24 protein-coding genes are annotated in these 22,971 nt (G+C 74.1%); 17 read left to right on the plus strand and 7 right to left on the minus strand.

All coding sequences use genetic code 11. From position 1 onward, the window contains the following. Positions 1 to 6: 6 nt before the first annotated feature. Together AFM16_RS39450 and AFM16_RS22300 are read right to left on the minus strand one after the other, a co-directional pair. Entirely contained in the window at positions 7 to 180 is a 174-nt protein-coding gene (locus tag AFM16_RS39450) for a hypothetical protein (RefSeq protein WP_167797234.1), read from the minus strand. Further along, complete coding sequence (locus AFM16_RS22300; RefSeq protein WP_078634410.1) at positions 180 to 956, minus strand: SDR family NAD(P)-dependent oxidoreductase; 777 nt, start codon at positions 954 to 956, stop codon at positions 180 to 182. The genes AFM16_RS39450 and AFM16_RS22300 overlap by 1 nt, the downstream gene beginning before the upstream one ends. Before the next feature lie 191 nt (positions 957 to 1,147). Here AFM16_RS22300 and AFM16_RS22305 point away from each other — a divergent pair, with 191 nt between their 5' ends. Genes AFM16_RS22305 through AFM16_RS22315 form a run of 3 tightly spaced genes read left to right on the plus strand, consistent with a single transcriptional unit; the run spans position 1,148 to position 3,472 of the window. Beyond that, positions 1,148 to 1,621 (plus strand): hypothetical protein, encoded by a 474-nt coding sequence (locus AFM16_RS22305; protein ID WP_078634411.1) that lies wholly within the window; start codon positions 1,148 to 1,150, stop codon positions 1,619 to 1,621. A 58-nt stretch (positions 1,622 to 1,679) separates the two neighbouring features. After that, positions 1,680 to 2,723: a permease gene (locus tag AFM16_RS22310; protein WP_078634412.1), complete on the plus strand. Its 1,044-nt coding sequence runs from the start codon at positions 1,680 to 1,682 to the stop codon at positions 2,721 to 2,723. Beyond that, positions 2,720 to 3,472: a TIGR03943 family putative permease subunit gene (locus AFM16_RS22315; RefSeq protein ID WP_078634413.1), complete on the plus strand. Its 753-nt coding sequence runs from the start codon at positions 2,720 to 2,722 to the stop codon at positions 3,470 to 3,472. The genes AFM16_RS22310 and AFM16_RS22315 overlap by 4 nt, the downstream gene beginning before the upstream one ends. 12 nt (positions 3,473 to 3,484) lie before the next feature. Here the strand turns inward: AFM16_RS22315 and AFM16_RS22320 are convergent, their stop codons facing one another. Further along, complete coding sequence (locus AFM16_RS22320; protein WP_078634414.1) at positions 3,485 to 3,901, minus strand: winged helix-turn-helix transcriptional regulator; 417 nt, start codon at positions 3,899 to 3,901, stop codon at positions 3,485 to 3,487. Positions 3,902 to 4,042: 141 nt separating this feature from the next. On the opposite strand from AFM16_RS22320, the gene AFM16_RS22325 reads away from it, so the two are divergent. The 8 genes from AFM16_RS22325 to AFM16_RS22360 all read left to right on the plus strand — a co-directional run bounded on the left by AFM16_RS22325 (position 4,043) and on the right by AFM16_RS22360 (position 14,227). Then, complete coding sequence (locus AFM16_RS22325; RefSeq protein ID WP_078634415.1) at positions 4,043 to 4,933, plus strand: zinc-binding dehydrogenase; 891 nt, start codon at positions 4,043 to 4,045, stop codon at positions 4,931 to 4,933. Positions 4,934 to 5,024: 91 nt separating this feature from the next. Beyond that, positions 5,025 to 6,146 (plus strand): LLM class flavin-dependent oxidoreductase, encoded by a 1,122-nt coding sequence (locus AFM16_RS22330; RefSeq protein ID WP_078634416.1) that lies wholly within the window; start codon positions 5,025 to 5,027, stop codon positions 6,144 to 6,146. Continuing rightward, on the plus strand, positions 6,143 to 6,778 hold the full coding sequence (locus AFM16_RS22335; protein WP_078634417.1) for a CE1759 family FMN reductase: 636 nt from the start codon (positions 6,143 to 6,145) through the stop codon (positions 6,776 to 6,778). The genes AFM16_RS22330 and AFM16_RS22335 overlap by 4 nt, the downstream gene beginning before the upstream one ends. 102 nt (positions 6,779 to 6,880) lie before the next feature. Next, positions 6,881 to 7,618: a response regulator transcription factor gene (locus AFM16_RS22340; protein WP_078634418.1), complete on the plus strand. Its 738-nt coding sequence runs from the start codon at positions 6,881 to 6,883 to the stop codon at positions 7,616 to 7,618. After that, positions 7,619 to 9,034, plus strand: coding sequence for a sensor histidine kinase (locus AFM16_RS22345; protein WP_078634419.1), 1,416 nt, complete (start codon positions 7,619 to 7,621; stop codon positions 9,032 to 9,034). 72 nt (positions 9,035 to 9,106) lie between these two features. Further along, positions 9,107 to 10,369, plus strand: a complete 1,263-nt coding sequence (locus tag AFM16_RS22350) for an ArgE/DapE family deacylase (RefSeq protein ID WP_078634420.1) — start codon at positions 9,107 to 9,109, stop codon at positions 10,367 to 10,369. Between the two features lie 55 nt (positions 10,370 to 10,424). Beyond that, a complete protein-coding gene (locus tag AFM16_RS22355; protein ID WP_030790415.1) occupies positions 10,425 to 11,642 on the plus strand; it encodes an MFS transporter in 1,218 nt (405 codons plus the stop codon). Positions 11,643 to 11,758: 116 nt separating this feature from the next. Beyond that, a complete protein-coding gene (locus tag AFM16_RS22360) occupies positions 11,759 to 14,227 on the plus strand; it encodes a SpoIIE family protein phosphatase (protein ID WP_078634421.1) in 2,469 nt (822 codons plus the stop codon). A gap of 75 nt (positions 14,228 to 14,302) precedes the next feature. Here AFM16_RS22360 and AFM16_RS22365 read toward each other — a convergent pair whose 3' ends face one another. Further along, positions 14,303 to 14,566, minus strand: a complete 264-nt coding sequence (locus tag AFM16_RS22365; RefSeq protein ID WP_030790411.1) for a hypothetical protein — start codon at positions 14,564 to 14,566, stop codon at positions 14,303 to 14,305. 254 nt (positions 14,567 to 14,820) lie between these two features. Beyond that, positions 14,821 to 15,432, minus strand: coding sequence for a LuxR C-terminal-related transcriptional regulator (locus AFM16_RS22370; protein WP_030790408.1), 612 nt, complete (start codon positions 15,430 to 15,432; stop codon positions 14,821 to 14,823). A gap of 196 nt (positions 15,433 to 15,628) precedes the next feature. Between AFM16_RS22370 and AFM16_RS22375 the strand changes: the two genes are divergently transcribed. Further along, positions 15,629 to 16,396, plus strand: coding sequence for a hypothetical protein (locus tag AFM16_RS22375; RefSeq protein WP_370628059.1), 768 nt, complete (start codon positions 15,629 to 15,631; stop codon positions 16,394 to 16,396). A gap of 159 nt (positions 16,397 to 16,555) precedes the next feature. Next, positions 16,556 to 17,119, plus strand: a complete 564-nt coding sequence (locus tag AFM16_RS22380) for a sigma-70 family RNA polymerase sigma factor (protein WP_245177764.1) — start codon at positions 16,556 to 16,558, stop codon at positions 17,117 to 17,119. Positions 17,120 to 17,241: 122 nt separating this feature from the next. On the opposite strand, the gene AFM16_RS22385 is transcribed toward AFM16_RS22380, so the two are convergent. Continuing rightward, positions 17,242 to 17,544, minus strand: a complete 303-nt coding sequence (locus AFM16_RS22385; protein ID WP_030790397.1) for an SHOCT domain-containing protein — start codon at positions 17,542 to 17,544, stop codon at positions 17,242 to 17,244. 196 nt (positions 17,545 to 17,740) lie between these two features. On the opposite strand from AFM16_RS22385, the gene AFM16_RS22390 reads away from it, so the two are divergent. Both AFM16_RS22390 and AFM16_RS22395 read left to right on the plus strand, forming a co-directional pair. Beyond that, on the plus strand, positions 17,741 to 18,178 hold the full coding sequence (locus tag AFM16_RS22390) for a DUF7144 family membrane protein (RefSeq protein ID WP_030790394.1): 438 nt from the start codon (positions 17,741 to 17,743) through the stop codon (positions 18,176 to 18,178). 704 nt (positions 18,179 to 18,882) lie between these two features. Beyond that, positions 18,883 to 19,170 (plus strand): hypothetical protein, encoded by a 288-nt coding sequence (locus AFM16_RS22395; RefSeq protein ID WP_051780678.1) that lies wholly within the window; start codon positions 18,883 to 18,885, stop codon positions 19,168 to 19,170. Between the two features lie 55 nt (positions 19,171 to 19,225). Here the strand turns inward: AFM16_RS22395 and AFM16_RS22400 are convergent, their stop codons facing one another. After that, positions 19,226 to 19,612, minus strand: coding sequence for a DUF6325 family protein (locus tag AFM16_RS22400; protein ID WP_370628145.1), 387 nt, complete (start codon positions 19,610 to 19,612; stop codon positions 19,226 to 19,228). A 233-nt stretch (positions 19,613 to 19,845) separates the two neighbouring features. Between AFM16_RS22400 and AFM16_RS22405 the strand changes: the two genes are divergently transcribed. Together AFM16_RS22405 and AFM16_RS40130 are read left to right on the plus strand one after the other, a co-directional pair. Further along, entirely contained in the window at positions 19,846 to 21,207 is a 1,362-nt protein-coding gene (locus tag AFM16_RS22405) for a hypothetical protein (RefSeq protein ID WP_245177765.1), read from the plus strand. 143 nt (positions 21,208 to 21,350) lie between these two features. Beyond that, complete coding sequence (locus tag AFM16_RS40130) at positions 21,351 to 22,922, plus strand: YhjD/YihY/BrkB family envelope integrity protein (RefSeq protein WP_245177995.1); 1,572 nt, start codon at positions 21,351 to 21,353, stop codon at positions 22,920 to 22,922. The last annotated feature ends 49 nt before the right edge of the window (positions 22,923 to 22,971 follow it).

Genomic DNA, 22,971 nt, shown 5'->3' on the forward strand with positions numbered 1-22,971 from the left:
CCGACGCTACGGTGCGTGGTGCACCGCGTAGATCATGACGAACGCGATGATGTGGATGCCGAAGAGGAACCACGCCAGGAAGATCCAGACGTGCCGTTCGTCCTTGGTCTCCTGGGCCAGGCGCCGCTTCTCCAGGTTCTCGGGGGAGTTGATGTCCGCGGTGGGTTCGGTGTCGGGCATCACAGCTCCCGGTGGATCTTCGTGTTGGACGCCTGCGCGCGGGGGCGCAGGACGAGGAGGTCGACGTTGACGTGGTGGGGGCGGGTGACGGCCCAGGTGATCGTCTCGGCGACGTCGTCGGCGGTGAGGGGTTCGGCGACGCCCTCGTAGACCTTGGCGGCCCGGTCCCGGTCGCCGCCGAAGCGGGTCAGGGCGAACTCGTCGGTGCGGACCATGCCGGGGGCGATCTCGATGACCCGCACCGGCTGCCCGACGATCTCCAGGCGCAGTGTCTCGGCGAGGACATGGGCGCCGTGCTTGGCCGCGACATAGCCGCCGCCGCCCTCGTAGGTGCCGTGGCCCGCGGTGGAGGAGACGACGACCACCGTGCCGTCGCCGCTCGCGACCAGCTTGGGCAGCAGGGCCTGGGTGAGGTTGAGGGTGCCGATGACGTTGGTCTCGTACATCGTGCGCCAGTCGGCCGGGTCCCCGGCGGCGACGGTGTCGGCGCCGAGCGCGCCGCCCGCGTTGTTGACCAGGACGCCGATCGTCTGGAACGCGGTCGCGAACTCGTCGACGGCGGCCCGGTCGGTCACGTCGAGCTGGTAGGCGGTCGCCCGGCCGCCCGCGGTGACGATCTCCTCGGCCAGCGCCTCGATACGGTCCTTGCGGCGGGCGGTCAGGACGACGCGGTAGCCGGCGGCGGCGAGCTGCCGGGCGGTGGCGGCGCCGATTCCGCTGCTCGCACCCGTGACGACGGCGATGCGGGAGGCGGCGGACGGTGCGGCGGTGGCCATGTACTGCTCCTCGGACGACGGCGGAACCCTGAAACCCTGCCCGGCCAGGATAGGCGGCCCGCCCCGGCGCACCCGATGACCTGTTCACCCGATGGTCCGTTCACCTGATGGACGGCGTCTGCCGGGTGCCCGTCGTGGCATACATCCCCTGCGTGAGCCCGTGCCGGGTCGACGAGCCGAGGAGTGGTGGCATGCGCAGGATGCGGGGCCGGGCGGTGTGGGGTGCCGTGCTGGTGCTCGGGGCGGTGACGGCCGTCCCCGCGGCGGCCGCCGAGGCGCCCGAGGCCGATCTGTCGTACCACGGTTACGCCGTGCTGGACCGGGGCCGGATGGAGGTCCGGCTGTCGCCGCGCAACCACGGCCCGGGTGACGTCACCGAGGCGACCGTACGGCTGCACTGGTCGGCGCCGCTCGCGGCGGAGCCGCAGCCGCTGCCGGACCGGTGCGCGCGGACCGGGGAGCGGTCGGTGGTGTGCCGTACCGGCCCGCTGGCCGCGGACGCGCTCGCGGAGCGGATCGCGCTCGGGGTGGTCCTGCGGGACCGGCCGGCGGAGGTGACGCTGGAGGTGGACACGGTGTGGGCCGGTGGCGCGGTGGACCGTGACCGCGGCAACGACCGGCAGCGGGTGCTGGTCCTGGACACCGGCGACGCCTACGCCTTCTGAGCGCCGTACGATCTCGGCACACGGCGCCGACGCAGGGGCGGGCCGGGTCTGGGGCGGGATGCGGGACACGGAGATACGGACGGAGATACGGACGGAGACACGGTCCGCGGTGGCTGCGGACGGCGGGGAGGCCGTCGCCGCCCGTCGGCTGCCGGCGCACTGGCCGCTGGTGCTGCTGGGCGCGGCACTGCTGCCGGGCGTGGTGCTGGTGGCCGTCGGCCGGTCGCTGGAGGAGCCGGCCGTGCAGGCGTGGCGGACGGTGTTCCTGGCGGTGACGGTGCAGGCGACGCCGTTCCTGCTGCTGGGCACGGCGCTGTCCGGGGCGATCAACGCGTTCGTGCCGGCGAGCGTCTTCGGGCGGCTGCTGCCGAAGCGGCCCGCGCTCGCGGTGCCGGTCGCCGGGATGGCGGGCGTGGTGCTCCCGGGCTGCGAGTGCGCGTCGGTGCCGGTGGCGAACAGTCTGATCGGGCGCGGGGTGACCCCGGCCGCGGCCTTCGCGTTCCTGCTGTCGGCGCCGGCCGTGAACCCGGTGGTGCTGACCGCCACGGCGATCGCGTTCCCGGGCGACCCCGCGATGGTCCTCGCCCGGCTGCTCGCGTCCCTGCTGGCGGCGGCCGCGATGGGCTGGCTGTGGCTCTGGCTGGGCAAGGAGGAGTGGCTGCGGCCGTCCGTACGGCACTCCGGGCACCGGCCGGGGCGCAGCCGCTGGACGGAGTTCCGCGAGGGCTTCCAGCACGACTTCCTGCACGCGGGCGGGTTCCTGGTGGTGGGGGCGATGGCCGCCGCGACCTTCAATGTGGCGGTGCCGAAGTCGGTGCTGGAGACGTTCTCCGGGTCGCCGTGGCTGTCGGTGCTGTTCCTGGCGGGGCTGGCGATCGTGCTGGCGGTGTGCAGCGAGGCGGACGCGTTCGTGGCGGCCTCGCTGACCGGGTTCTCCCCCGTGGCCCGGCTGACGTTCATGGTGGTCGGGCCGATGGTCGACCTGAAGCTGATCGCGTTGCAGGCGGGCACCTTCGGCCGCGCCTTCGCGTTCCGCTTCTCGGCGGCCACGGCGGTGGTCGCGGTGGTGTGCGCCGTGCTGATCGGAGGGGTGCTGCTGTGAGGCGCTGGGTGACGGCGGGGCTGCTCGCGCTGGGCGGCCTCGGGCTGCTGCGGACATCGCTGTTCACGGAGGAGTACCTGCGGTACGTGAAGGAGGGGATGCGGCCGCTGCTCGTCGCCTCCGGGGTGCTGCTGGTCCTGCTGGGGGCGGCGGAGGCGGTGGCCGCGTGGCGGGGGCGCGCGGGTGACTCCGAGTCCTTGAGCCATGCCGGTCACGACCACGGCCACGACCACTCCGGGGTCCCGCGGGTCGCCTGGCTGCTGGTCCTGCCCGCGCTGAGCCTGCTCTTCTACGCGCCGCCCGCGCTGGGCTCGTACACGGCGTCCCGGGAGGCGCCGAAGGCCGTCGCCGTCGTCGCCGAGGACGGGTTCGGCCCGCTGCCCGCGGCCTCGCCGCTGCCGATCACCCTGACCGACTTCACCCAGCGGGTGCAGCAGGACACGACACGGGCGATCAAGGGGCGGACGGTGCTGATGACGGGCTTCGTCACGCCCGCCGACGGCGGTGACGGCTGGTATCTGACCCGGATCCTGCTGTCGTGCTGCGCGGCGGACGCCCAGTCCGTGAAGGTGCGGGTGTACGGGCCGGCCGCGCCGGAGCCGGACACCTGGGTGACGGTGACGGGCACCTGGCACGCGGACGGCACCCTCGGCACCTCCTCGGCGGCGGTGGCCCTGGACGCCGCGAGCGTCCGGAAGGCCGCACGGCCGAGCAACGGCTACACGGACGCCCTGCCACTCGGTTCCTGAGAGCGACCGGCGCTAGGCCCTGTCGTCCGACGCGGTCTCGGCGTCGAAGCGTTCGCGGGCCGCGTGGACCTCGTCGAAGTGGGTCTCCGCCCAGTCCTTCACCGCGGTGAGCAGCAGGGCGAGGTTGCCGCCGAGCGCGGTGAGTTCGTAGTCGACGCGGACCGGGACGGACGGGGTCACCGTGCGGGTGAGGATGCCGTCCCGCTCCAGGCTGCGCAGGGTCTGGGTGAGCATCTTGGGGCTGACCCCGGCGATCTTGCGGGCCAGGTCGCTGTACCGCATCGGTCCTGCGGCGAGCGCGGAGACGACCAGGCTGACCCACTTGTCGCTGATGCGGTCCAGGAGCTGGTTGGTCGGGCACGCCCTGAGGAAGGCGTCGTACTCGGCGCGGGCCCGCTCGCGCCGCTGGACCGCGGTCATGGTCGCCATGGCTGTCAGGTCTCCTCGGGGTGCGGTAGGCACCTTCAGGTAACTACTTCCTCCTGGATAGTAACTCTTCCTAGGGTTGTCGGCGTAGGACGGAGAACGACGGAGAACCGATCAACGGCCCGTAGGGGCAGGGGAGTTGTCATGCGTGCGGTAGTGGTGCGATCGTTCGGCGGGCCCGAGGTCGTCGAGGTGGTGGAGCGGGAGCTGCCCGAGCCGGGCGCCCGGCAGGTGCGGATCAAGGTGGCGGCGGCCGCGCTGAACCCGGTCGACGCCGGGGTGCGGGCCGGTGGGTTCGGCGGGGCGGGCAAGGAGATCGGGCTCGGCTGGGACGTCGCCGGGACCGTGGACGCGACGGGCGTGGCCACCGCCTGGGCCGTCGGCGACGAGGTCGTGGCCCTCGACTACGGCATGGTCAAGCCGCTCGGCACGCACGCCGAGTACGTCGTCGTGGACGCGGCCGCGGTGGCGAAGGCGCCGGCCGGGGTGGACGCGGCGCACGCGGCGACACTGCCGCTGAACGCGCTCACCGCCGCCCGGGCGCTGGATCTGCTGGACCCGGAGCCGGGTGCGTCCCTGCTGGTCACGGGCGCGGCGGGCGCGGTCGGCGGATACGCCGTCCAGCTCGCGGCGCGGCGCGGGATCGCGGTGACGGGGCTGGCGCGGGAGGGCGACGAGGAGTTCGTACGGTCCCTGGGCGCGGCCGGTTTCGTCGCGGGGGAGGCCGCGCCGGGCGCGTTCGACCTGGTGCTGGACGCGGCGGTGCTGGGGGAGCCGGCGCTGGCGTGGGCGCGGGACGGGGGCGCCTATGTGGGCGTGATACCGCAGGCCGAGCCCGCTTCCGTGCGGGGGGTGCGGACCTCGGCGGTCGAGGTGGCCGCGGACGGCGCGCGGCTGGCGGAGCTGGTCAGGCTGGTGGAGGAGGGGGCGCTGACCCTGCGGGTGGCCGAGGAGGTCGCGCTCGCGGACGCGGCGAAGGCGCACGCCAGGCTGGCGGAGGGCGGGCTGCGGGGGCGGGTGGTGCTGGTGCCGTAGAAGACGCTTGGGGTGGGGCTGGAATACCGGGAGTGCTGCCACCGTTGGGCGGTATAGTTGAACCGTCAACAAACATGGAAGGTGAGCGGCCATGCAGTTCGGGATCTTCACCGTCGGCGACGTCACGCCGGACCCCACCACGGGGCGTACGCCGACCGAGCGCGAGCGGATCAAGGCCATGGTCGCCATCGCGCTCAAGGCCGAGGAGGTCGGCCTGGACGTCTTCGCGACCGGCGAGCACCACAACCCGCCGTTCGTGCCGTCGTCCCCGACCACGATGCTCGGCTATGTCGCCGCGCGCACGGAGAAGCTGATCCTCTCCACCTCCACCACCCTGATCACCACCAACGACCCGGTGAAGATCGCGGAGGACTTCGCGATGCTCCAGCACCTGGCCGACGGCCGGGTGGACCTGATGATGGGGCGCGGCAACACCGGCCCGGTCTACCCCTGGTTCGGCCAGGACATCCGCCAGGGCATCAACCTCGCCGTCGAGAACTACGCCCTGCTGCACCGGCTGTGGCGCGAGGACGTCGTGGACTGGGAGGGGAAGTTCCGCACCCCGTTGCAGGGCTTCACCTCCACCCCGCGCCCGCTGGACGGCGTCGCGCCGTTCGTCTGGCACGGCTCCATCCGCTCCCCGGAGATCGCCGAGCAGGCCGCCTACTACGGCGACGGCTTCTTCCACAACAACATCTTCTGGCCCGCCGACCACACCAAGCGGATGGTCGAGCTGTACCGGGCCCGGTACGCCCACTACGGGCACGGCACGCCCGAGCAGGCGATCGTCGGCCTGGGCGGCCAGGTGTTCATGCGGAAGAACTCCCAGGACGCGGTGCGCGAGTTCCGGCCCTACTTCGACAACGCGCCCGTCTACGGGCACGGGCCGTCGCTGGAGGACTTCACCGATCAGACCCCGCTGACCGTCGGCACCCCCGAGCAGGTCATCGAGAAGACCCTGGCCTTCCGTGATTACGCGGGCGACTACCAGCGTCAGCTCTTCCTCCTCGACCACGCGGGACTGCCGCTGAAGACGGTCCTGGAGCAGCTCGACCTGCTCGGCGAGGAGGTCGTGCCGGTGCTGCGGAAGGAGTTCGCCAAGGGCCGCCCGGCCGATGTGCCGGACGCGCCGACCCATCAGTCCCTGCTCGCGGCCGAGAAGGCCGCCCGGGCCGGGAAGGCCGCGGAGAACCAGGAGGTGAGCGCCGTATGAAGCTCGTCGTCGTCTCGGCGGGGCTGAGCGTCCCGTCGTCCACCCGGCTGCTGGCCGACCGCCTCGCCGCGGAGACCGAGGCGAAGGCGAAGGCGCCGGCGGGCGTGGAGGTGGAGGTGGAGGTCGTGGAGCTGCGCGACCTCGCCGTGGAGATCGCCCACAACTTCACCAACGGCTTCCCCGGGCGGAAGCTGGCCGACGCCCTCGACGCGGTGGCGGGCGCCGACGGCCTGATCGTCGTCACGCCGGTGTTCTCCGCGTCGTACAGCGGACTGTTCAAGTCGTTCTTCGACGTCCTCGACCAGGACGCGCTGACCGGCAAGCCGGTGCTGATCGCGGCGACCGGCGGTTCCGCCCGGCACTCGCTGGTGCTGGAGCACGCCCTGCGGCCGCTCTTCGCCTATCTGCGGGCCGTCGTCGTCCCGACCGCCGTCTACGCGGCCTCCGAGGACTGGGGCGCCGAGGGGCTGCCGGAGCGCGTCGAGCGGGCCGCCGGGGAGCTGGCGGCGCTGATGACGGGGCTGTCCGCAGCGCGCCCCGCGGCCCCGGCGGCCCCGGCGAAGGCCGAGGCGGGCGGGTTCGAGGTGATCCCGTTCGCGGAACAGCTCGCGGCCCTGCGGCCGGCGGGGTGAACCGGCCGCCGGAGTGCCCGTGAGAGTGAGAGGGCAGTAAGAAGGCCACCGCGAGGAAGATCGTCACGTCGTCCGGCGGGGAAAGCTTGGCAGACTGAAACCGTGTCTCCCACCGTGCTCCTCGCCGAAGACGACCGCGCCATCCGCAACGCCCTGGAACGCGCCCTGGTCCTGGAGGGCTACCGGGTCACCGCGGTCGCCGACGGGGTCGAGGCGCTGGCGCACGCCCACACGTCCCCGCCGGACGTGCTCGTCCTCGACGTGATGATGCCCGGCATCGACGGCCTCCAGGTCTGCCGCGTGCTGCGCGCCGAGGGCGACCGCACCCCCATCCTGATGCTCACCGCGCTGGTGGAGACCGCCGACCGGATCGCCGGGCTCGACGCGGGCGCCGACGACTACGTCGTCAAGCCGTTCGACGTCGAGGAGGTCTTCGCCCGGCTGCGCGCCCTGCTCCGCCGCACCGGCAACGGCGCCGCCCCCGAGCCGGCCGCCGCCCCCGAACGCCCCGCCCCCGCCGCGCCCCGGCAGCCCGCCGGACGGCGGCTGGAGGCGGCCGGGGTGCGGATGGACCCGCAGGCGCGGCGGGCCTGGCGCGGCGAACGCGAACTGGAGCTGACCCGCACCGAGTTCGAGCTGCTGGAACTGCTGGTCCGCAACGCCGGGGTCGTCCTGGACCACGCCACCATCTACGACCGGATCTGGGGCTACGACTTCGGCCCCGGCTCCAAGAACCTCGCCGTCTACGTCGGCTATCTGCGCCGCAAGCTCGACCACCCCGGCGCCCCGCCGCTCATCCACACGGTGCGCGGCGTGGGCTACGTGCTCCGGGAGGACTGAGTGCGCCGGCCGCGCCGGCCGACGGGATGGCCGCGGCTCCGGCTGGTGTCGCTGGGCACCACGTTCGCCGTGTCCTTCGCCGCCGTCACCGCCGCCGTGACCCTGCTGATCGGCCTGCTGTCCTACTCGGCGGCCGCCCGGCTGGTCCGCGTCGACCAGGAGACCGTGTTCGACGAGGTCGTGCAGGACCTGCGGGACGAGGTGCGCGGCACCGCGATGGCACCGGAGGACTTCTCCTCCGCCGCGCCCGGCCACGACATCGTGCGGCCCGCCCGGACCGACGTCCAGGTACTGGGCGCGGACGGCTCCGTCGTCGACGGCGGCAACCCCGGACTGCCGGTGGTGGCCGCCGACCGGCGGATCGCCGCCGCCGCGACCGCCGGTGAGATGGCCCTGCACAAGGACGTCGACGTCGGCAGCGACGTCTACCGGGTGGCGACCGTCGCGCTCGGCGGCGGCCGGGGCGCCGTGCAGGTGGCGCAGGAGTTCAGCGACACCGAGGACCTGCTGCGGGCGCTCCAGCAGCGCACCCTCGTGCTGATGGCCGCCGTCGTCACGGCCGCCGGACTGTTCGGCTGGTGGCTGGCCCGGCGCATCACCCACCGGCTGGTCATCCTCACCGCCGCCGCCGAGGACGTCGCCCGCACCCGTCGGCTCGGGGTGCAGGTGCCGGTCACCGGACAGGACGAGGTGGGCCGGCTGGGCCGCGCCTTCGACCGCATGCTGGGCCGCCTCGCCCAGTCGGAGGAGGACCAGCGGCGCCTGGTCCAGGACGCGGGGCACGAGCTGCGCACCCCGCTGACCTCGCTGCGGACGAACATCTCGCTGCTGCGCCGGATCGACGAACTGCCCCCCGACACCCGGGACGAACTGGTCGCCGACCTCACCCAGGAGGCCCGCGAGCTGACCGACCTCGTCAACGAACTGGTCGACCTCGCGGCCGGCCAGTCCGACACCGAGCCGCCCCGCGCCCTGGACCTCGCCGACCTCGCCGAGGAGGTCGCGGCGGCCGTCCGGCGCCGCACCGGCCGGCGCATCGTGGTCCGGGCCAGCGGCGACACCACCACCGACGGCCGCCCCCAGATGCTCCAGCGGGCGCTGTCCAACCTCGTCGAGAACGCCACCAAGTTCGACCGCGAGGGCCGCGAGCCCGTCGAGATCGCCGTCAAGGGCCCCGCCCGGCCGGGGGTCGTACGGGTCGAGGTCCTCGACCGGGGGCCGGGCATCGCCGAGACCGATCTGACGCGCATCTTCGACCGCTTCTACCGGGCCGCCGACGCCCGTTCCCTGCCCGGGTCCGGCCTCGGCCTGTCCATCGTGCGGGAGGTGGCGCTGTCGCACGGCGGCGCCCCCTTCGCCGTCCGGCGCGAGGGCGGCGGCACGGTGATCGGGTTCACGGTGGGCGGCGGGTTCTGACGGGCGTACGGTTCCGCCGGGGTGAGCAGGTATCCAGGGCGGGGGAGCCCGCTCACGAGGGAGGGAGCCGTCGTGCTCAGTGACGAGGAGGCCGCCGTCCTGGCGGCGGTCGACGAGGCGGCCGTCGGCCGCACGCTGCTGGAGCTGGTCGCGATACCCAGCGTCACCGGCAGCCCGGCCGAGTCCGAGCTCCAGCACCATCTGGCCGGACGGCTGGAGCGGCTCGGCCTGGACGTCGACCTGTGGTCGATGGACCTGCCCGCCCTGCTCGCCCCCGGCTTCCCCGGCATGGAGGTGGCCCGCGAGGAGGCGTGGGGTCTGGTCGGCCGCACCGACGGCGGCGCCGACGGCCCGACGCTGATCCTCCAGGGCCATGTGGACGTCGTACCGCCCGGCGACCTCGCCGCCTGGCAGGGCGACCCGTTCGTGCCCCGGGTGACCGGGGACGTCGTGCACGGGCGCGGTGCCTGCGACATGAAGGCCGGGCTCGCCGCGCAGCTCGCCGCGCTCGCCGCCGTCCGCGCGGCCGGGGTGCGGCTGCGCGGACGGGTCGCCGTGCACTTCGTGGTCGGCGAGGAGGACGGCGGGATCGGCGCCTTCGGCACCCTGCGGCGCGGCCACGGCGGGGACGCGTGCGTGATCGCCGAGCCCACCGCCGGGACGGTGATCACCGCCAACGCGGGCGCGCTCACCTTCCGGATCACCGTGCCCGGCAAGGCCGCCCACGCCAGCTCCCGGGAGGCCGGGGTGAGCGCGATCGACGGCTATCTGCCGCTGCACCGGGCGCTGGCCCGGCTGGAGGCCGAGCGCAACCGCGACCCCGATCCGCTGCTCGCCGAGTACCCGATCCCCTACTCCCTCTCCGTCGGCACCCTGCGCTCCGGCGACTGGGCGAGCAGCGTGCCTGACCTGCTGGTCGCCGAGGGGCGGCTCGGGGTGCGGCTCGGCGAGGACCCGGCGGCGGCGCGGGCCGCGCTGGAACGGTGCGTCGCCGAGGCGTGCGCCGGGGACGACTGGCTGCGCGCGCACCCGGCCACGGTCACCTGGCCGGGCGGACAGTTCGCCAGCGGCCGCCTGGAGCCGGGCCACCCGCTGCGGGACACGGTGGCGGCCGCGTACGCCGACGCGACGGGCGCCGCCCGGCCCCGGGAGCGCGGGGCGACGTACGGCAGCGATCTGCGGCACTACACCGGCGCCGGCATCCCGACGCTCCAGTTCGGCCCCGGTGACATCGCCGTCGCCCACAGCGCCCGCGAGCACGTGAGCCTGCGGGAGGTGGTGGACGCGGCACGGACCCTGGCGGTGACGGTGCTGCGGACCGTCGGCACCAAGTGAGCCGGCACCGAGTGAGTCGGCACCGAGTGAGCCGGGGCGGGCGGGCGGATCCGGGGTGAGGCCGCCGGCCTTCGCCGCCGTCCTGCGGCACGAGCGGTTCCGGCGGGTGTGGGCGGGGCAGGCGGCGAGTTCGGTGGGGGACGGGATCACGCTGGTCGCGCTCCCGGGCGCGGTCCTCGCCGAGCACTCGACGACCGACCTCGGCGTGGTGCTGGGCGCGCAGAGCCTCGCCCTGGTCGCGGCGGCCCTGGTCGGCGGGGTCCTGGCGGACCGCTTCCGGCGCTCGCGGGTGATGGCGGCGGCGGACCTGGTACGGCTGGTCACGGCGGTGTGCTTCGCGCTCGGCGCGGCCGGAGCCCCACTGGCCGTGCCGGTGCTGCTGGCCCTGACGACCGGCTTCGCGGCCGGGGTGTTCACCCCCGCGTTCGCGGCGCTCATCCCCGACCTGGTGCCCGCCGAGGACCTGCCGAAGGCCAACGCGCTGCGCTCCATCACCGTACGCACCGGCCAGGTCCTCGGCCCGGCGCTCGGCGGCCTGCTGCTGACCGCGGGCTCCGGCGGGGCCTCGGGCGGGGCCGGTCCGGCGTTCTGGGCGGACGCCGTGACCTTCGCGGTGAGCGCGCTCACCCTGGCAGGCTCCCGGGACGTCCGGCGGCCGGGAGCGGCGGGCGGCACGGTGCTCCGGCAGGCCCGCGAGGGCTTCGCGGCGGTGCGGGAACGGCCGTGGGTGCTGACGATCATCGTGCAGGGCACGCTGCAACTGCTGCTGGTGATGGCCCCGGTGGCGGTGCTCCTGCCGATCCTCCTGGAGGAGCGGGGCGAGTTCGCCGCGTACGGGCCGATGGTGGCGCTCCAGGCGGGCGGTTCCATCGTGGGCGGCATGGTGATCGCGTCCTGGACCCCGCGCTCGCCCGGCACGGTCGGTGTCCTCGGTCTCGGCCTGCTGGCCACGCAGGTGCTGTGTCTGCTTGCGGCCGCGCCCCTGGCGCTGCTGGGCGCGTCGATGGCCGTGACCGGCTTCGGGTACGCCGTCTTCAACGTCACCTGGGCCAGCGCCCTGCACCGCGCGATCCCCGCCGACATGCTGGGCCGGGTCTTCGCGATCGACACCCTCGGGACGTACGGCCTTCAGCCGGCCGGGCTGGCGCTGGCACCCGTCGCGGCGAGCGCCTTCGGTCCTGGGCCGGTGCTCTGGGTGGGCCTGGCCGCCCTCGCGGTGACCACGGCCGTACCGCTGGGCCTGCGGCAGGTGCGCGCTTTTGCGGACTTATAGCAATAGATGGGATGGATGGCAATAAGCGGGCACATAGCAATGGGGGGAATAATTGCGCAGCATACGGTCAAGTGGTGCGATGCCCGCGAGAGCGACCGAAGGAGAGATGAGCGGTGATGGAGCCTCCCCCCGACCGCCGGCCGGATTCCGCCGGTGAGGCCGAGGCGCTCACCGCACGCGTCACCGTCGCCGCGAACGGCACCGTGACCGCCTGGAACACCGGCGCCGAACGGCTGCTCGGCCACCCGGCGGCATGGGCGCTGGGCCGGCCCGCCGCCGAGCTGCTCGCCGAGCCGCCCGGCCCCGCGGACCTCGCGAGACTCGCCGCCCTCACGGATCCCGCCGCGGTGTCGCGCCCGCACGGCACGCTCGCCCTCCGCCACCGGGACGGGCGGCGCCTGGACGTCCCCGTCCTGGCCCACCGCCGGACCGCCGCCGACGGCACCCACGACTGGCTCCTGATCGGCGCCGTGACCGGCCGCCGGCCCCGGCCCGAGGACGAGGAACTGCTGCGGACCGGCCTCCTCCAGGCCCCCGCCTGCGCCGTCTCCGTCTACGACACCGACCTGCGGCTGCGCGGCTCCACCCCGGCCGGACAGCGGCTGCTGGGCCTGAGCGACGACGAGTCGCGCGGACTGCGCCTGACGGACGTCGTCGGCCTGCCGGTGGCCGAGGAGACCGAGGCGCACATGCGGCGGACCCTGGAGACCGGCCTGCCGTGCCATCTGGAGAACCACGCGCGGGCCCCCGGCGAGACCCGCGGGCGCGCCTGGTCGGTCGACGTCCACCGGCTGGAGAGCCCGGACGGCCGGATCCTGGGCGTGGCCACCACCGGGCACGACATGACCGAGGAGCACCGGGCCCGCGAACGCCTCCAGCTCATCGCCGAGGCCGGCGGCCGGATCGGCAGCACGCTCGACGTGACCAGGACCGCGCAGGAACTCGCCGACGTGGTCGTCCCCGGCCTCGCCGACTTCGTCAGCGTCGACCTGCTGACGGCGTTCGAGGACGGCGCCGAGGAGGCCGCGGCCGGGGCGCCCCTGACCCTGCGGCGCGCCGCCCACCAGTCCGTGCTGCCCGGCGTCCCCGAGGCCGTCCTCGCCCGCGGCGAGGTGGACATGTACCCGGAGGGCTCCCCGGCGGCCGAGAGCCTGCGCTCCGGCCGGGCCGTCCGGCACCGGTTCGACGAGACCCTGATCGCCGGCTGGATCGCCGGAGACCGGGCCCGCGCCGCCCGGATCCGGGACTTCGGCTTCCACAGCCTCATCGCCGTACCCCTGTCGGCCCGCGGCACCACCCTCGGCGTGGTCGTCCTGGTCCGGCACCGGCGCCCCGACCCCTTCGAGGACGACGACGTCGTCCTCGCCGAGGAACTGGCGGCCCGCGCCGCGGTCTGCATCGACAACGCCCGCCGCTACACCCGCGAACGCGGCACGGCGGTCACCCTCCAGCGCAGCCTGCTGCCGCAGCGGCTGCCCGAGCAGTCGGCGGTGCAGGTCGCCTACCGCTACCTCCCGGCCGGCGCCCGCGCCGGGGTGGGCGGCGACTGGTTCGACGTCATCCCGCTCTCCGGCGCCCGGGTCGCGCTGGTCGTCGGCGACGTGGTGGGGCACGGACTGCACGCCTCCGCGACCATGGGCCGGCTGCGGACCGCCGTGCGCACCCTCGCCGACATCGACCTGCCGCCCGACGAACTGCTCACCCACCTCGACGACCTGGTGGCCCGGCTCGCCGCCGACGTGGACCTCCCCGGCGACACCGACCCGGCGGACGGCGTCGGGGACGGCGTCGGCGCCACCTGCCTCTACGCCGTCTACGACCCCGTCTCCCGGCGCTGCGCCCTCGCCCGGGCCGGGCATCCGCCGCCCGCCGTGGTCCGCGCCGACGGCACGGTCGACCTGCTCGACGTCCCCGCCGGTCCGCCGCTGGGCCTGGGCGGTCTGCCCTTCGAACCCGTCGAGACCGAACTGCCCGAGGGCAGCCTGCTGGTCCTCTACACGGACGGCCTGGTCGCCGCCAGGAGCCCGGACGACGACGTGGACGACGGCCTCGCCCGGCTGCGCGCCGCGCTGACCGGACCGGCGGACGCGCAGCCCACACCGTGTGATCTGGACGCCCTGTGCGACCGGATCCTGAACCGGGTGCTGCCGTCGCGGCCGATGGACGACGTGGCGCTCCTCGTCGCCCGCACCCGGGCGCTGGACAGCGCCCGGGTCGCCACCTGGACCGTCAGCCCGGATCCGGCCGCGGTCGCGGACACCCGCAAGAACGTCGTCGCCCGGCTGGAGGCGTGGGGGCTGACCGAGGCGTCGTTCGTCACCGAGCTGATCGTCAGCGAACTCGTCACCAACGCCATCCGGCACGGGGAGCCGCCGATCCGGCTCCGCCTCATCCATGACCGCACCCTGATCGTCGAGGTCACGGACGCCAGCAGCACGGCACCCCACATGCGGCGCGCCCGCGGCTACGACGAGGGCGGGCGCGGGCTCCTGCTGGTCGCCCAGCTCAGCCGCCGCTGGGGGACGCGGCCGCACGCCAAGGGGAAGACGATCTGGGCGGAACAGGAGATCGGGGCGGCGGAGTGACGTACGTGATGCGGCCGGGCATCGCGCTCCGCGACGCCCGGCCGTCCGGGTATGTCTCCGTCGTTCCCGCCGCCGTTACGGCTCCAGGTTGATCTTCTGCTTCGCGGGCTGCGCGTTCTGCGATCCCTTGATCTTGACCTTCTGGTCGTAGGAGGTCCCGTCCTCGCAGGTGACCGTCGCGGTGCCGGCCCGCCCGTTCTTGGGGACGTTCTTGAACACCAGGGAGTACTTGTTGGTGCCCGAGACGTCCTTGGACTTCGTCTCCTTGCTCGTCTCTATCGTCACGTCCTCCGGGGAGGAGCCGCTGTCGCAGTCCTCCACGGTCCCGGAGACCGTCACGGGAGGCGGCGGCGCTGCCGATGCCGGACCGGCCACCAACAGCGACGCTCCGCCCAGAGGCAGAACCGCTGCGACGGCGAGAATTGCGAGACGACGATTGCGCATGACTGCTCCCGGCTGATTCTCGTGCTGCGCCAGTGGTTCGGTTCCACCGTCCGGCTTTCGCGCGGGACCGGTCAAGGGAGACAACTGCCCAGGGGGACCGGGGTAGAACTGCCCACGTGGGGGCTTGTCCGGGGCCGCCTGCGGCGCTGTCAGCGCTGGTCGGCGAGACCGTTCTCGACGGCGATCCGGGTGAGGTCGGGGCGGCGCCGGGAGCCGGTTTTCTCACCGATCCGGTCCAGATGCGACTGGACGGTGTGCTTGCTGATGCCGAGGCGCGCCGCGATCTCGTGGTCCGTGGAACCGTGCGCGAGAAGGTTCAGGATCTCCTGCTCCCGGTCCGTGAAATGCGGGATGTGGCTGAGCAGATCGCTGGCCGGCCCGGACACATAGCTGCGGCCCGCGCCCACCGTACGGATCGCCCGCAGCACCTCGTCCGGCTCCGCCCGCCGGCTCAGGAAGCCGCTCGCGCCCGCCTGGATCACCTGCACGGCGTCGATCTGCGGCGACGACGACACCACCAGCACGGCGTGTCCGCGCCTGCGCAGCCTTGTCACGGCCGCGGCGAGCCGGGGCCCGGTCTCCTGGAGGTCCATCAGCACGACGTGCGCCCCGCGCAGGCTGCCGTCCGCGCGCTCCACCGACGGCGCGTGGGCGACGAGGTACAGATCGGGGGTGGTGCCGATGAGCTGCGAGACACCGTGCCGGAAGAGGGGGCAGTCGCAGACCAGCGCGATCCGCACCCGCTCGGGGCACCCGCTCATCGGTCTCTCCGCTCTCGAAGCACCCACTCTTCCCAGTCTCTGCGACATGGGCGGCTCGGGCGCGTCGGCGTGGTGGGAGGGCACGGGACGGAGCGCCCGGGTGGCGGAGTGTGGCGTGTGACACATTCGGTGCGCTGAGTGTGGCCTCGGGGGGAATTCCGTACTCAGACATGACGACCCGGGACCGGATGCCAGGATGGGGCGCGTGGACGCAGGGTGGGGTGTGCGCACGGTGCGGGCCGCGTTGTTCGCGGCCGTCTGTGTGCTGCTCGCCGCCCTGGGCCACGTGCTGATGTCCGGCGTCCATGTGCCCGGCTGGACCCTGGCCGCGGGCGCGGCCGCGACCGGTGCGGCGGGGTGGTGCCTGGCGGGCCGGGAGCGGGGGATGCCGACGGTCGTGTCGGTCGTCGTCGCGGCGCAGACGGCTCTGCACGTGGGGTTCTCGCTCGCGCAGGGGCCGGACGGGCATGCGGGGCCTGCCGGTGGTGCTGGTGGTGCCGGTGACGCCGGAGGTGTCGGTGGTGTCGGTGGTGTCGGGCACATGGCGATGCACGGTCATGCCGGGCACGCGCACGCGATGGGCTCCATGGGCTCGACGGGCTCGATGGGCTCCGTGGGCGGCATGGATGCCATGGACATGGGCGGGGGCGGCGACGGGCTGACCGGCCTCGGTGCCTGGTCGTCGTCGCTCGTGTCGTCGTCGTCCGGGATGCTCGCCGCGCACCTGCTGGCCGCGCTGCTGTGCGGACTGTGGCTGGCGCACGGCGAGCGGGCCGCGTTCCGGGTCCTGCGCGCCATGGCCGCCCGGCTGGTCGCGCCGCTGCGGCTGCTGCTCGCCCTGCCCGACACCCCGGACCGCCCCCGCCGGCGCCTCGCGCGCGGCCGGTCCGAACGCGTTCCGCGCCTTCTCCTCGTCCACGCGATCACTTCTCGGGGTCCGCCCGTGGGGCCCGCTGTCGCCTGACGACAGCCGGTGACACCCGGGGCCGCCGTCCGCGCGCGCCCCGATTTCCCCACTGCCGGACCCGGTTCCGCCCTGGTTCCGCCGCCGTGCCGTCGTCGGGCGTGCGGCGGGGCACCGGCGTGCCCGGTCCGGATCACGGATGACCGAGAAGGACACCAAGTGATCGCTTCCGCCCCTCCGGCCTGCCCCGACGAGTCGATAACCGCCTGGGCGCTCGCCGCCCGCGCCGGCGACCCGGCCGCCGTCGAACGGTTCGTGCAGGCCCTCCACCGTGACGTGCTGCGGTACGTCGCCCATCTCTGCGCCGATCCCCAGGCCGTGGAGGACCTCGCGCAGGACACGTTCCTGCGGGCGCTGGGCAGCCTGCACCGTTTCGAGGGCCGTTCCTCGGCGCGCGTCTGGCTGCTGTCCATCGCCCGGCGGGCCGTCATGGACAGCTACCGGTACGCCTCCACCCGGCCCCGGCTCTCCGACACGGCGGACTGGCAGCGGGCCGTCGAGTCCGCCCAGCCGCGCGGCCTGCCCGGGTTCGACGACGGCATCGCCCTGCTCGACCTGCTGGCCGCGCTCCCGGACGAACGCCGTGAGGCGTTCGTCCTCACCCAACTGGCGGGACTGCCGTACGCGGAGGCGGCCCGGGTGAGCAACTGCCCGGTGGGCACGGTTCGTTCGCGAGTGGCCCGGGCGAGGTCGGCCCTGGTGGAGTTGATCGACTCCCCCTGATCCGACCCGAGTTGCCGCCCTCCTCCCGCACGGCAGCCGGTCCTGCGGCGCCTACGGCCTATGACCTACGGCCTGCGGCCCATGACCTACGGCCCATGACCTACGGCCCATGACCTTTTGACCTATGACAGCAACCTGCGCTTCTGTTCCTCGAACTCGGCCTCGGTGAGCACGCCTTGGGCCTTGAGGTCGCCGAGTTGCTTGAGCTGGTCGATGCGTTGGGTCATCTCGTCCTGGGGAGGAGTGGCGGCGGCGGGCTGGGGCGGCGGCGGGGGCGGTTGCTGGTACTGGGGCTGCGGTTCCTGGTGGTAGCCCTCCTGCGCCGCCCAGCGGCCCTGCTGGCGGCGGGACACACGGTTGGAGACGGCGGTCGCCGTACCCGCGACGACCGCGGTGCGGGCGACCCCGCGAATCAGACCTGGCATGGCGATCCCCTCTCGCGCCGGGTTTCCTCCATTGGACCACCGCCGCCATTTCCCGGCATTCCGGCGGCGGGCCGGTGGATCTGCCGGGCCCCGGCTCCCGTGTCACGCTGGATGCGTGTGGATCGCCGACCGGTCCCTGTCCCGGTCCGGGACGGGGCGGGGTACGGCGATGAGGCCCAGTCCTAAGGAGTCCGGGATGACCACGCAGAGCACGGGAACGCAGAGCGCCGGCGGCCGCGGAGTGGCCATGTCCGGCTGGACCGTCTTCGCCGCGATCATGATGATGTTCGGCGGGATCATGGCGATCTTCCAGGGCATCGCCGCCATCGCCGAGGACGACGTCTTCGTCGCCACCCCCAACTTCACCTTCCAGTGGAGCCTGACCGGCTGGGGCTGGCTGCACCTGGTGCTCGGCATCGTGGTGACCCTCGCGGGCTTCGCCCTCTTCAGCGGCGCGACCTGGGCCCGCTTCGTCGGCATCACCCTGGCCGGCCTCTCGATGATCGCCAACTTCGCCTGGCTGCCGTGGTACCCGTTCTGGGCGATCATGCTGATCATCATCGACGGCTTCGTCATCTGGGCCCTGTGCGTCGGACCGTCCCGGGACGCGAGGACCTTCGGGGGCGGGATGTGACGGGGGCGCAGTGACGGCGTGAGCTGAGCCGCGGTTCGAGGCGAGCCGCGGCTCACGCTTGTCCCGAGGCCCGCCCGGGCGGACGGCGGATCGTGGCCGCAGGGCGGTGTGCCGCGGTCCCTGACCTGCCGGCCCCTGACCTGCCGGTCCCTGACCTGCCGGCCCCTGACCTGCCGGCCCCGGCCTGTCGTCGCCAGCCTGCTGCCACCGACGTATCGCCCCCGGCCTGCTTGCCCTGGCCTGCCCGCCTCGGCGCGCGCCCTCCGCTAAATGCCGGGCCCCGGGGCGTACGACGGCTCCTGGAAGCCCGTCGGATTCGCCCCCCGGTCGGCGCACGCGTCACCCTGACCCATGTGTACGGGCGGTGCCTGCCACCGAGGTTCGCCCTCGGCGCCCGCCGACCGACCGGGCCGTGGGACAGCCGGGGCGACACCGCACCCCGCACGACCGGCCCCCGTCCAAGCGGCAGCGCCCCCCGATTCAGCCGAGTGGGCCTGTCCCGCGTGCCGGGTCGGGGAGATCGCGGCAGCCTGGGCGCACGGGGCCGGGTCTCTCGCCGGCCCCCCGCTGACCTCCCGCACAGACGAGGACTCGACGCCATGACCTGTCGTAGTCGTAGACGTAGGCGCAGTCGCACAGGCCGACGGGCCGCGGCCGCCGTCGTTCTCCTGCTCGCCGTCGCGGGCTGTACGCAGCACCCCGCCATGGGCACCATCGAGTACCGCACCCCCGCCAAGCGGGAGGTGACGATCCAGAGCCCCGACGAGGACGGCTGCCACCGCCTCCCCGGCGGCGCCCACCACGTCACCAACCACACCGTCGACGACATCAGGCTCTACGCCAACGAGGACTGCGTCCTGACCAAGGCCGGCAAGGACCAGGCCGGGCAGACCGGCGGCGAGAGCTTCTACCTCGGCACGCAGATGTCCGTCGCGTACACCCCCGGCCAGTCCCCGTGGCTCAGCTACAGCGTGGTGGGCGGCGGAGGCTAGCTCCACCGCCCACCGCCCACCGCCCACCGCCCACCGCCCATCGGCAGGACCGGGCCTACGCCCCCGCCTCCGCCGCCTCCACCGCGTCCAGCGAAGCGAGCACCGCCTCCGCCGACAGCCGCCCCGACGCCACCAACTGCGCCCCGCCCCGCCGCAGGGCGCTGGCGAAGGGCGCGGCCCACAGGTTCTCGTAGACCAGCAGCGCGGCGGAGTTGCCGGGTTCGATGGCCGCCGCGGCCTCGTCCAGGTCGTCCTGGCCGAGGAGCCCGGACCGCGCGCCCTCGAAGACGGTCAGGTCGAGTTCGCCGTCGCCGGTGACGTCCGCGATCTCCACGGCGGTCACCGTGCCGTCCGCGTCCTTGCGTACGAACAGCAGGTCGAGGATCCGGATGACCTCCCGTTCCACCAGGTCGACCAGCAGCGGGAGTCCCTCACCCGTCATGTGGTTGCCGGGGAACTCCACGACCACGAAGTCGATGGGTCCCAGCTCGTCGATGTCGTCGTTCTGCTCGCTCTGCTCGCTCACGGCAGTCCCCTCGGTGCGTTCGTGGGTCCCCCGCCTGCCATTGCAGCACCGGCCGCCGGTCGTCGCACCCGGTGCGGCCCGCGCCGGGCGTTCACCCGGTCGGCTCACCCGCCTCGCCGGGCGGCCCCCGCCGGGATCTCCTCGAAGACATGACAGACGGCGACGCCCCTCGCCCCGAGCCGGAGCGGCTGTCCGAGCAGTCCTCGGACGACCGGAGGCTGTCGGAGCGCGAGCGCGGCGAACTCGAGGAACTCCGGCACCGGATCGGCGCCCTGGAGACCGCCGGTGACCAGCGGAGGCACGAGCCGGTCCACGAGCCCCGGCACCGGCTGCGGTCCTTCGGCTCCGCCCTGCTGATCATCCTGGCGTCGCTGCTGGCACTGCTCTCCGTGGTCGCCGTCTGGACGAACAGCATCGTCCGCGACACCGACCGCTATGTCGCCACCGTGGCACCGCTGGCCTCCGACCCGGACGTGCAGCAGGCCGTCACCCGCCGGGTCACCGACGCCGTCGTCCAGCGGATCGACGTCGACGGCCTGGTCGGCGAGCTGAGCGACGCGGCGGCCGAGCGGGGCGTACCGCCGAGGGCCGCGACCCTGATCGGCGGCCTGACCGGCCCGATCAGCAGCGGCCTGAAGGAACTGGTCGGCTCGACGGTGGAACGCGTGGTGTCGAGCCCCGCCTTCGAGACGATCTGGACGGACGCCAACCGCCGGGCCCACGCCGCCGTCGACAAGGCCCTCACCGGGCAGGCCGGCGGGGCGGTGTCGCTGAAGAACAATCAGGTCGCCATCGACATCGGGCCGATCGTCCAGCAGGTGAAGGAGCGGCTGGTCGACGACGGTTTCGGCCTGGCCTCCCGGATCCCCGAGGTGCAGACCGACTTCGTCGTGGTCGAGGGCGACAGCGTCGGGAAGATCAAGACGTATCTGCGGGTGCTGGAGATCCTCGGCACCTGGCTGCCCGTGATCACCGTCCTGGTGGCCGCCGCCGGCGTGTTCCTGGCCGCCCACCGGCGCCGCGCCCTGATCGGGGCCGCGCTCGGGGTGCTGGTCGCGATGGTGGTGCTGGGGGTCGCGCTCACGGTCTTCCGCGCGATCTACCTCGACCATCTGCCCGCGGGCGCGAGCGAGGCCGCCGCCGGTTCGATCTACGACGCACTCGTACGGTTCCTGCGCTCCGGCATCCGTGCGGTGGGCGCGCTCGCGCTGGTCACCGCGCTCGGCGCGTTCTTCGTCGGCCCCTCCCGGCCGGCCGTCTTCACCCGGCACTTCTTCAGCAAGGGCATCGGCGCCGGGCGGGACGTGGCCATGTCGTCGGGGCTGCGGCTGGGTGCGGTGGGCCGGTTCACGCACCGCTACAAGCCGTGGATCGGGGCGGCGATCCTGCTGGTCGCGGCGATCGTCCTGTTCACCTGGAACTACCCGACCATGGCGGTCGTGATCTGGACGGCGGTGATCGTCCTGATCGCCCTCGCCCTCCGTGAGTTCCTGGACCCCGGTCCGGCGTGACCCCGGACCCCGGCTCGGAGACCCCGCGCTCCCGGCGACGGCGACGGCGGTGGCGGCGCCGGGAGCGCGGGGAGTCGGCGCTCACCCGGCTGATGGGGCTGCGCGCCCGCGCTGAGGCCAGGGTTCCGCTGATCACGCACCTCATGTCCCACGTCCTCTCGGTGAACGTGCTCGACTCCGCGACCCGGCTGGCCGCCCAGACGTTCCTGACGGCCGTACCGCTGCTGTTCGTCGTGGCCTCCATCGCCCCGCACGACCTGCGGGAACGGTTCGTCGACTCCCTGCGGGACGTGTTCGGGCTGACCGGCAGCGCGGACGCCCAGCTCAGACAGGCGTTCCTGGGCGACGAGTCGGGCGAGTTCCTCCAGACGACGGGGTTCGTCAGCGGTCTGCTGGTGCTGATCTCGGCGACCGCGTGCAGCCGGGCCATGCAACGGCTCTGCGAACGCGCCTGGCGCCTGCCGGGTGCCGCCGCGCGAGTGGCCGCCTGGCGGTGGCTGGCCTGGCTCGCGGCGTGGCTGGTGATGATCGGCTTCCAGGGCGTCCTGCGCAACGGCTTCGGCCTCGGACTGTGGCTGGGCCTGCCGCTGCTGCTGGTCGCCGACGTCGGCCTGTGGTGGTGGACCCAGCACCTGCTGCTGACCGGCCGCGTGCCCTGGGCGCCCCTCCTCCCGGGCGCCCTGCTCACGGGCGCGGCCCTGAGCGTCCTCACCTCCACCGCGACGCTGTACGTCCCCCGAGCCCTCAACCACAGCCTCGCCGCCTACGGCTCCCTCGGCGCGGTCTTCACCCTCCTGTCCTGGCTGATCACCCTGTGCGTGGTGATCGCCCTCTGCGTCACGGCGGGCGCGGTGGTGGCCCGAGAACCATGGGCAGCCCGCCTGCTGGGCACGCCGCCGGCACTGGAGTACGCGTCACCGGGGTCGACCGCGCCTGGGTCCGGCCCGTCCGGTGCTGCTCCGGGGGGTTCAGCCGCGCCGGGTGCTGACCCGCCGGACTCCGCGTCGCCGGGGTCGGTCGCGCCTGGGTCTGGTCCGTCCGGTTCTGGCCCGGGGGGTTCAGCCGCGCCGGGTGCTGCCCCTCCGGACTCCGCGTCGTCGGGGTCGGCCGTGCCTGGGTCTGGTCCGTCCGGTTCTGGCCCGGGGGGTTCAGCCGCGCCGGGTGCTGCCCCACCGGACCCCGCCCCACCTGGGTCGGCCGCGCCTGGATCCGGCCCGTCCGGTTCTGGCCCGGGGGGTTCAGCCGCGCCGGGTGCTGCCCCACCGGACCCCGCCCCACCTGGGTCGGCCGCGCCTGGATCCGGCCCGTCCGGTTCTGCTCCGGGGGGCTCAGCCCCACCGGGTGCTGCCCCACCGGACCCCGCCCCACCTGGGTCAGTCGCGCCCGGGTCCAGCCCGTCCGGTTCTGGCCCGGGGGGTTCAGCCCCACCGGGTGCTGCCCCACCGGACCTTGCCTCGCCGACGTCGGCCGCGCCCGGGTCCGGTCCGTCCGGCCCCACTCCGCCGCATTCCCGCCCACCGGGTTCCGTCTCATCGGGGTCCACCGCGCCCGGGGCCGACCCGTCCGGCTCCACCCCACCGGGATCCACCCCACCGGGTTCCGCACCACCTGGTTCCACCTCATCGGCGTCCACCGCACCCGGCCCCGACCCGCCCGGCTCCACCCCACCGGGATCCACCTCGCCAGGCCCTACCCCGCCGGACCCCGACTCATAAGGCCCGCCTCCCGGGACCTGGAGCCCGCCGCACCCGCGTCCGGACCACC

This window comes from Streptomyces antibioticus (genome assembly GCF_002019855.1).
Classification (GTDB): domain Bacteria; phylum Actinomycetota; class Actinomycetes; order Streptomycetales; family Streptomycetaceae; genus Streptomyces; species Streptomyces antibioticus_B.

Coding starts and splice junctions, on each gene's coding strand:
- AFM16_RS39450 (WP_167797234.1), bottom strand. CDS start 180: ATGCCCGACACCGAACCCACCGCGGACATCAACTCCCCCGAGAACCTG.
- AFM16_RS22300 (WP_078634410.1), bottom strand. CDS start 956: ATGGCCACCGCCGCACCGTCCGCCGCCTCCCGCATCGCCGTCGTCACG.
- AFM16_RS22305 (WP_078634411.1), top strand. CDS start 1,148: ATGCGCAGGATGCGGGGCCGGGCGGTGTGGGGTGCCGTGCTGGTGCTC.
- AFM16_RS22310 (WP_078634412.1), top strand. CDS start 1,680: ATGCGGGACACGGAGATACGGACGGAGATACGGACGGAGACACGGTCC.
- AFM16_RS22320 (WP_078634414.1), bottom strand. CDS start 3,901: ATGGCGACCATGACCGCGGTCCAGCGGCGCGAGCGGGCCCGCGCCGAG.
- AFM16_RS22325 (WP_078634415.1), top strand. CDS start 4,043: ATGCGTGCGGTAGTGGTGCGATCGTTCGGCGGGCCCGAGGTCGTCGAG.
- AFM16_RS22330 (WP_078634416.1), top strand. CDS start 5,025: ATGCAGTTCGGGATCTTCACCGTCGGCGACGTCACGCCGGACCCCACC.
- AFM16_RS22335 (WP_078634417.1), top strand. CDS start 6,143: ATGAAGCTCGTCGTCGTCTCGGCGGGGCTGAGCGTCCCGTCGTCCACC.
- AFM16_RS22360 (WP_078634421.1), top strand. CDS start 11,759: ATGGAGCCTCCCCCCGACCGCCGGCCGGATTCCGCCGGTGAGGCCGAG.
- AFM16_RS22370 (WP_030790408.1), bottom strand. CDS start 15,432: ATGAGCGGGTGCCCCGAGCGGGTGCGGATCGCGCTGGTCTGCGACTGC.
- AFM16_RS22375 (WP_370628059.1), top strand. CDS start 15,629: ATGGGGCGCGTGGACGCAGGGTGGGGTGTGCGCACGGTGCGGGCCGCG.
- AFM16_RS22385 (WP_030790397.1), bottom strand. CDS start 17,544: ATGCCAGGTCTGATTCGCGGGGTCGCCCGCACCGCGGTCGTCGCGGGT.
- AFM16_RS22390 (WP_030790394.1), top strand. CDS start 17,741: ATGACCACGCAGAGCACGGGAACGCAGAGCGCCGGCGGCCGCGGAGTG.
- AFM16_RS22395 (WP_051780678.1), top strand. CDS start 18,883: ATGGGCACCATCGAGTACCGCACCCCCGCCAAGCGGGAGGTGACGATC.
- AFM16_RS22400 (WP_370628145.1), bottom strand. CDS start 19,612: ATGACGGGTGAGGGACTCCCGCTGCTGGTCGACCTGGTGGAACGGGAG.
- AFM16_RS22405 (WP_245177765.1), top strand. CDS start 19,846: ATGACAGACGGCGACGCCCCTCGCCCCGAGCCGGAGCGGCTGTCCGAG.
- AFM16_RS40130 (WP_245177995.1), top strand. CDS start 21,351: ATGTCCCACGTCCTCTCGGTGAACGTGCTCGACTCCGCGACCCGGCTG.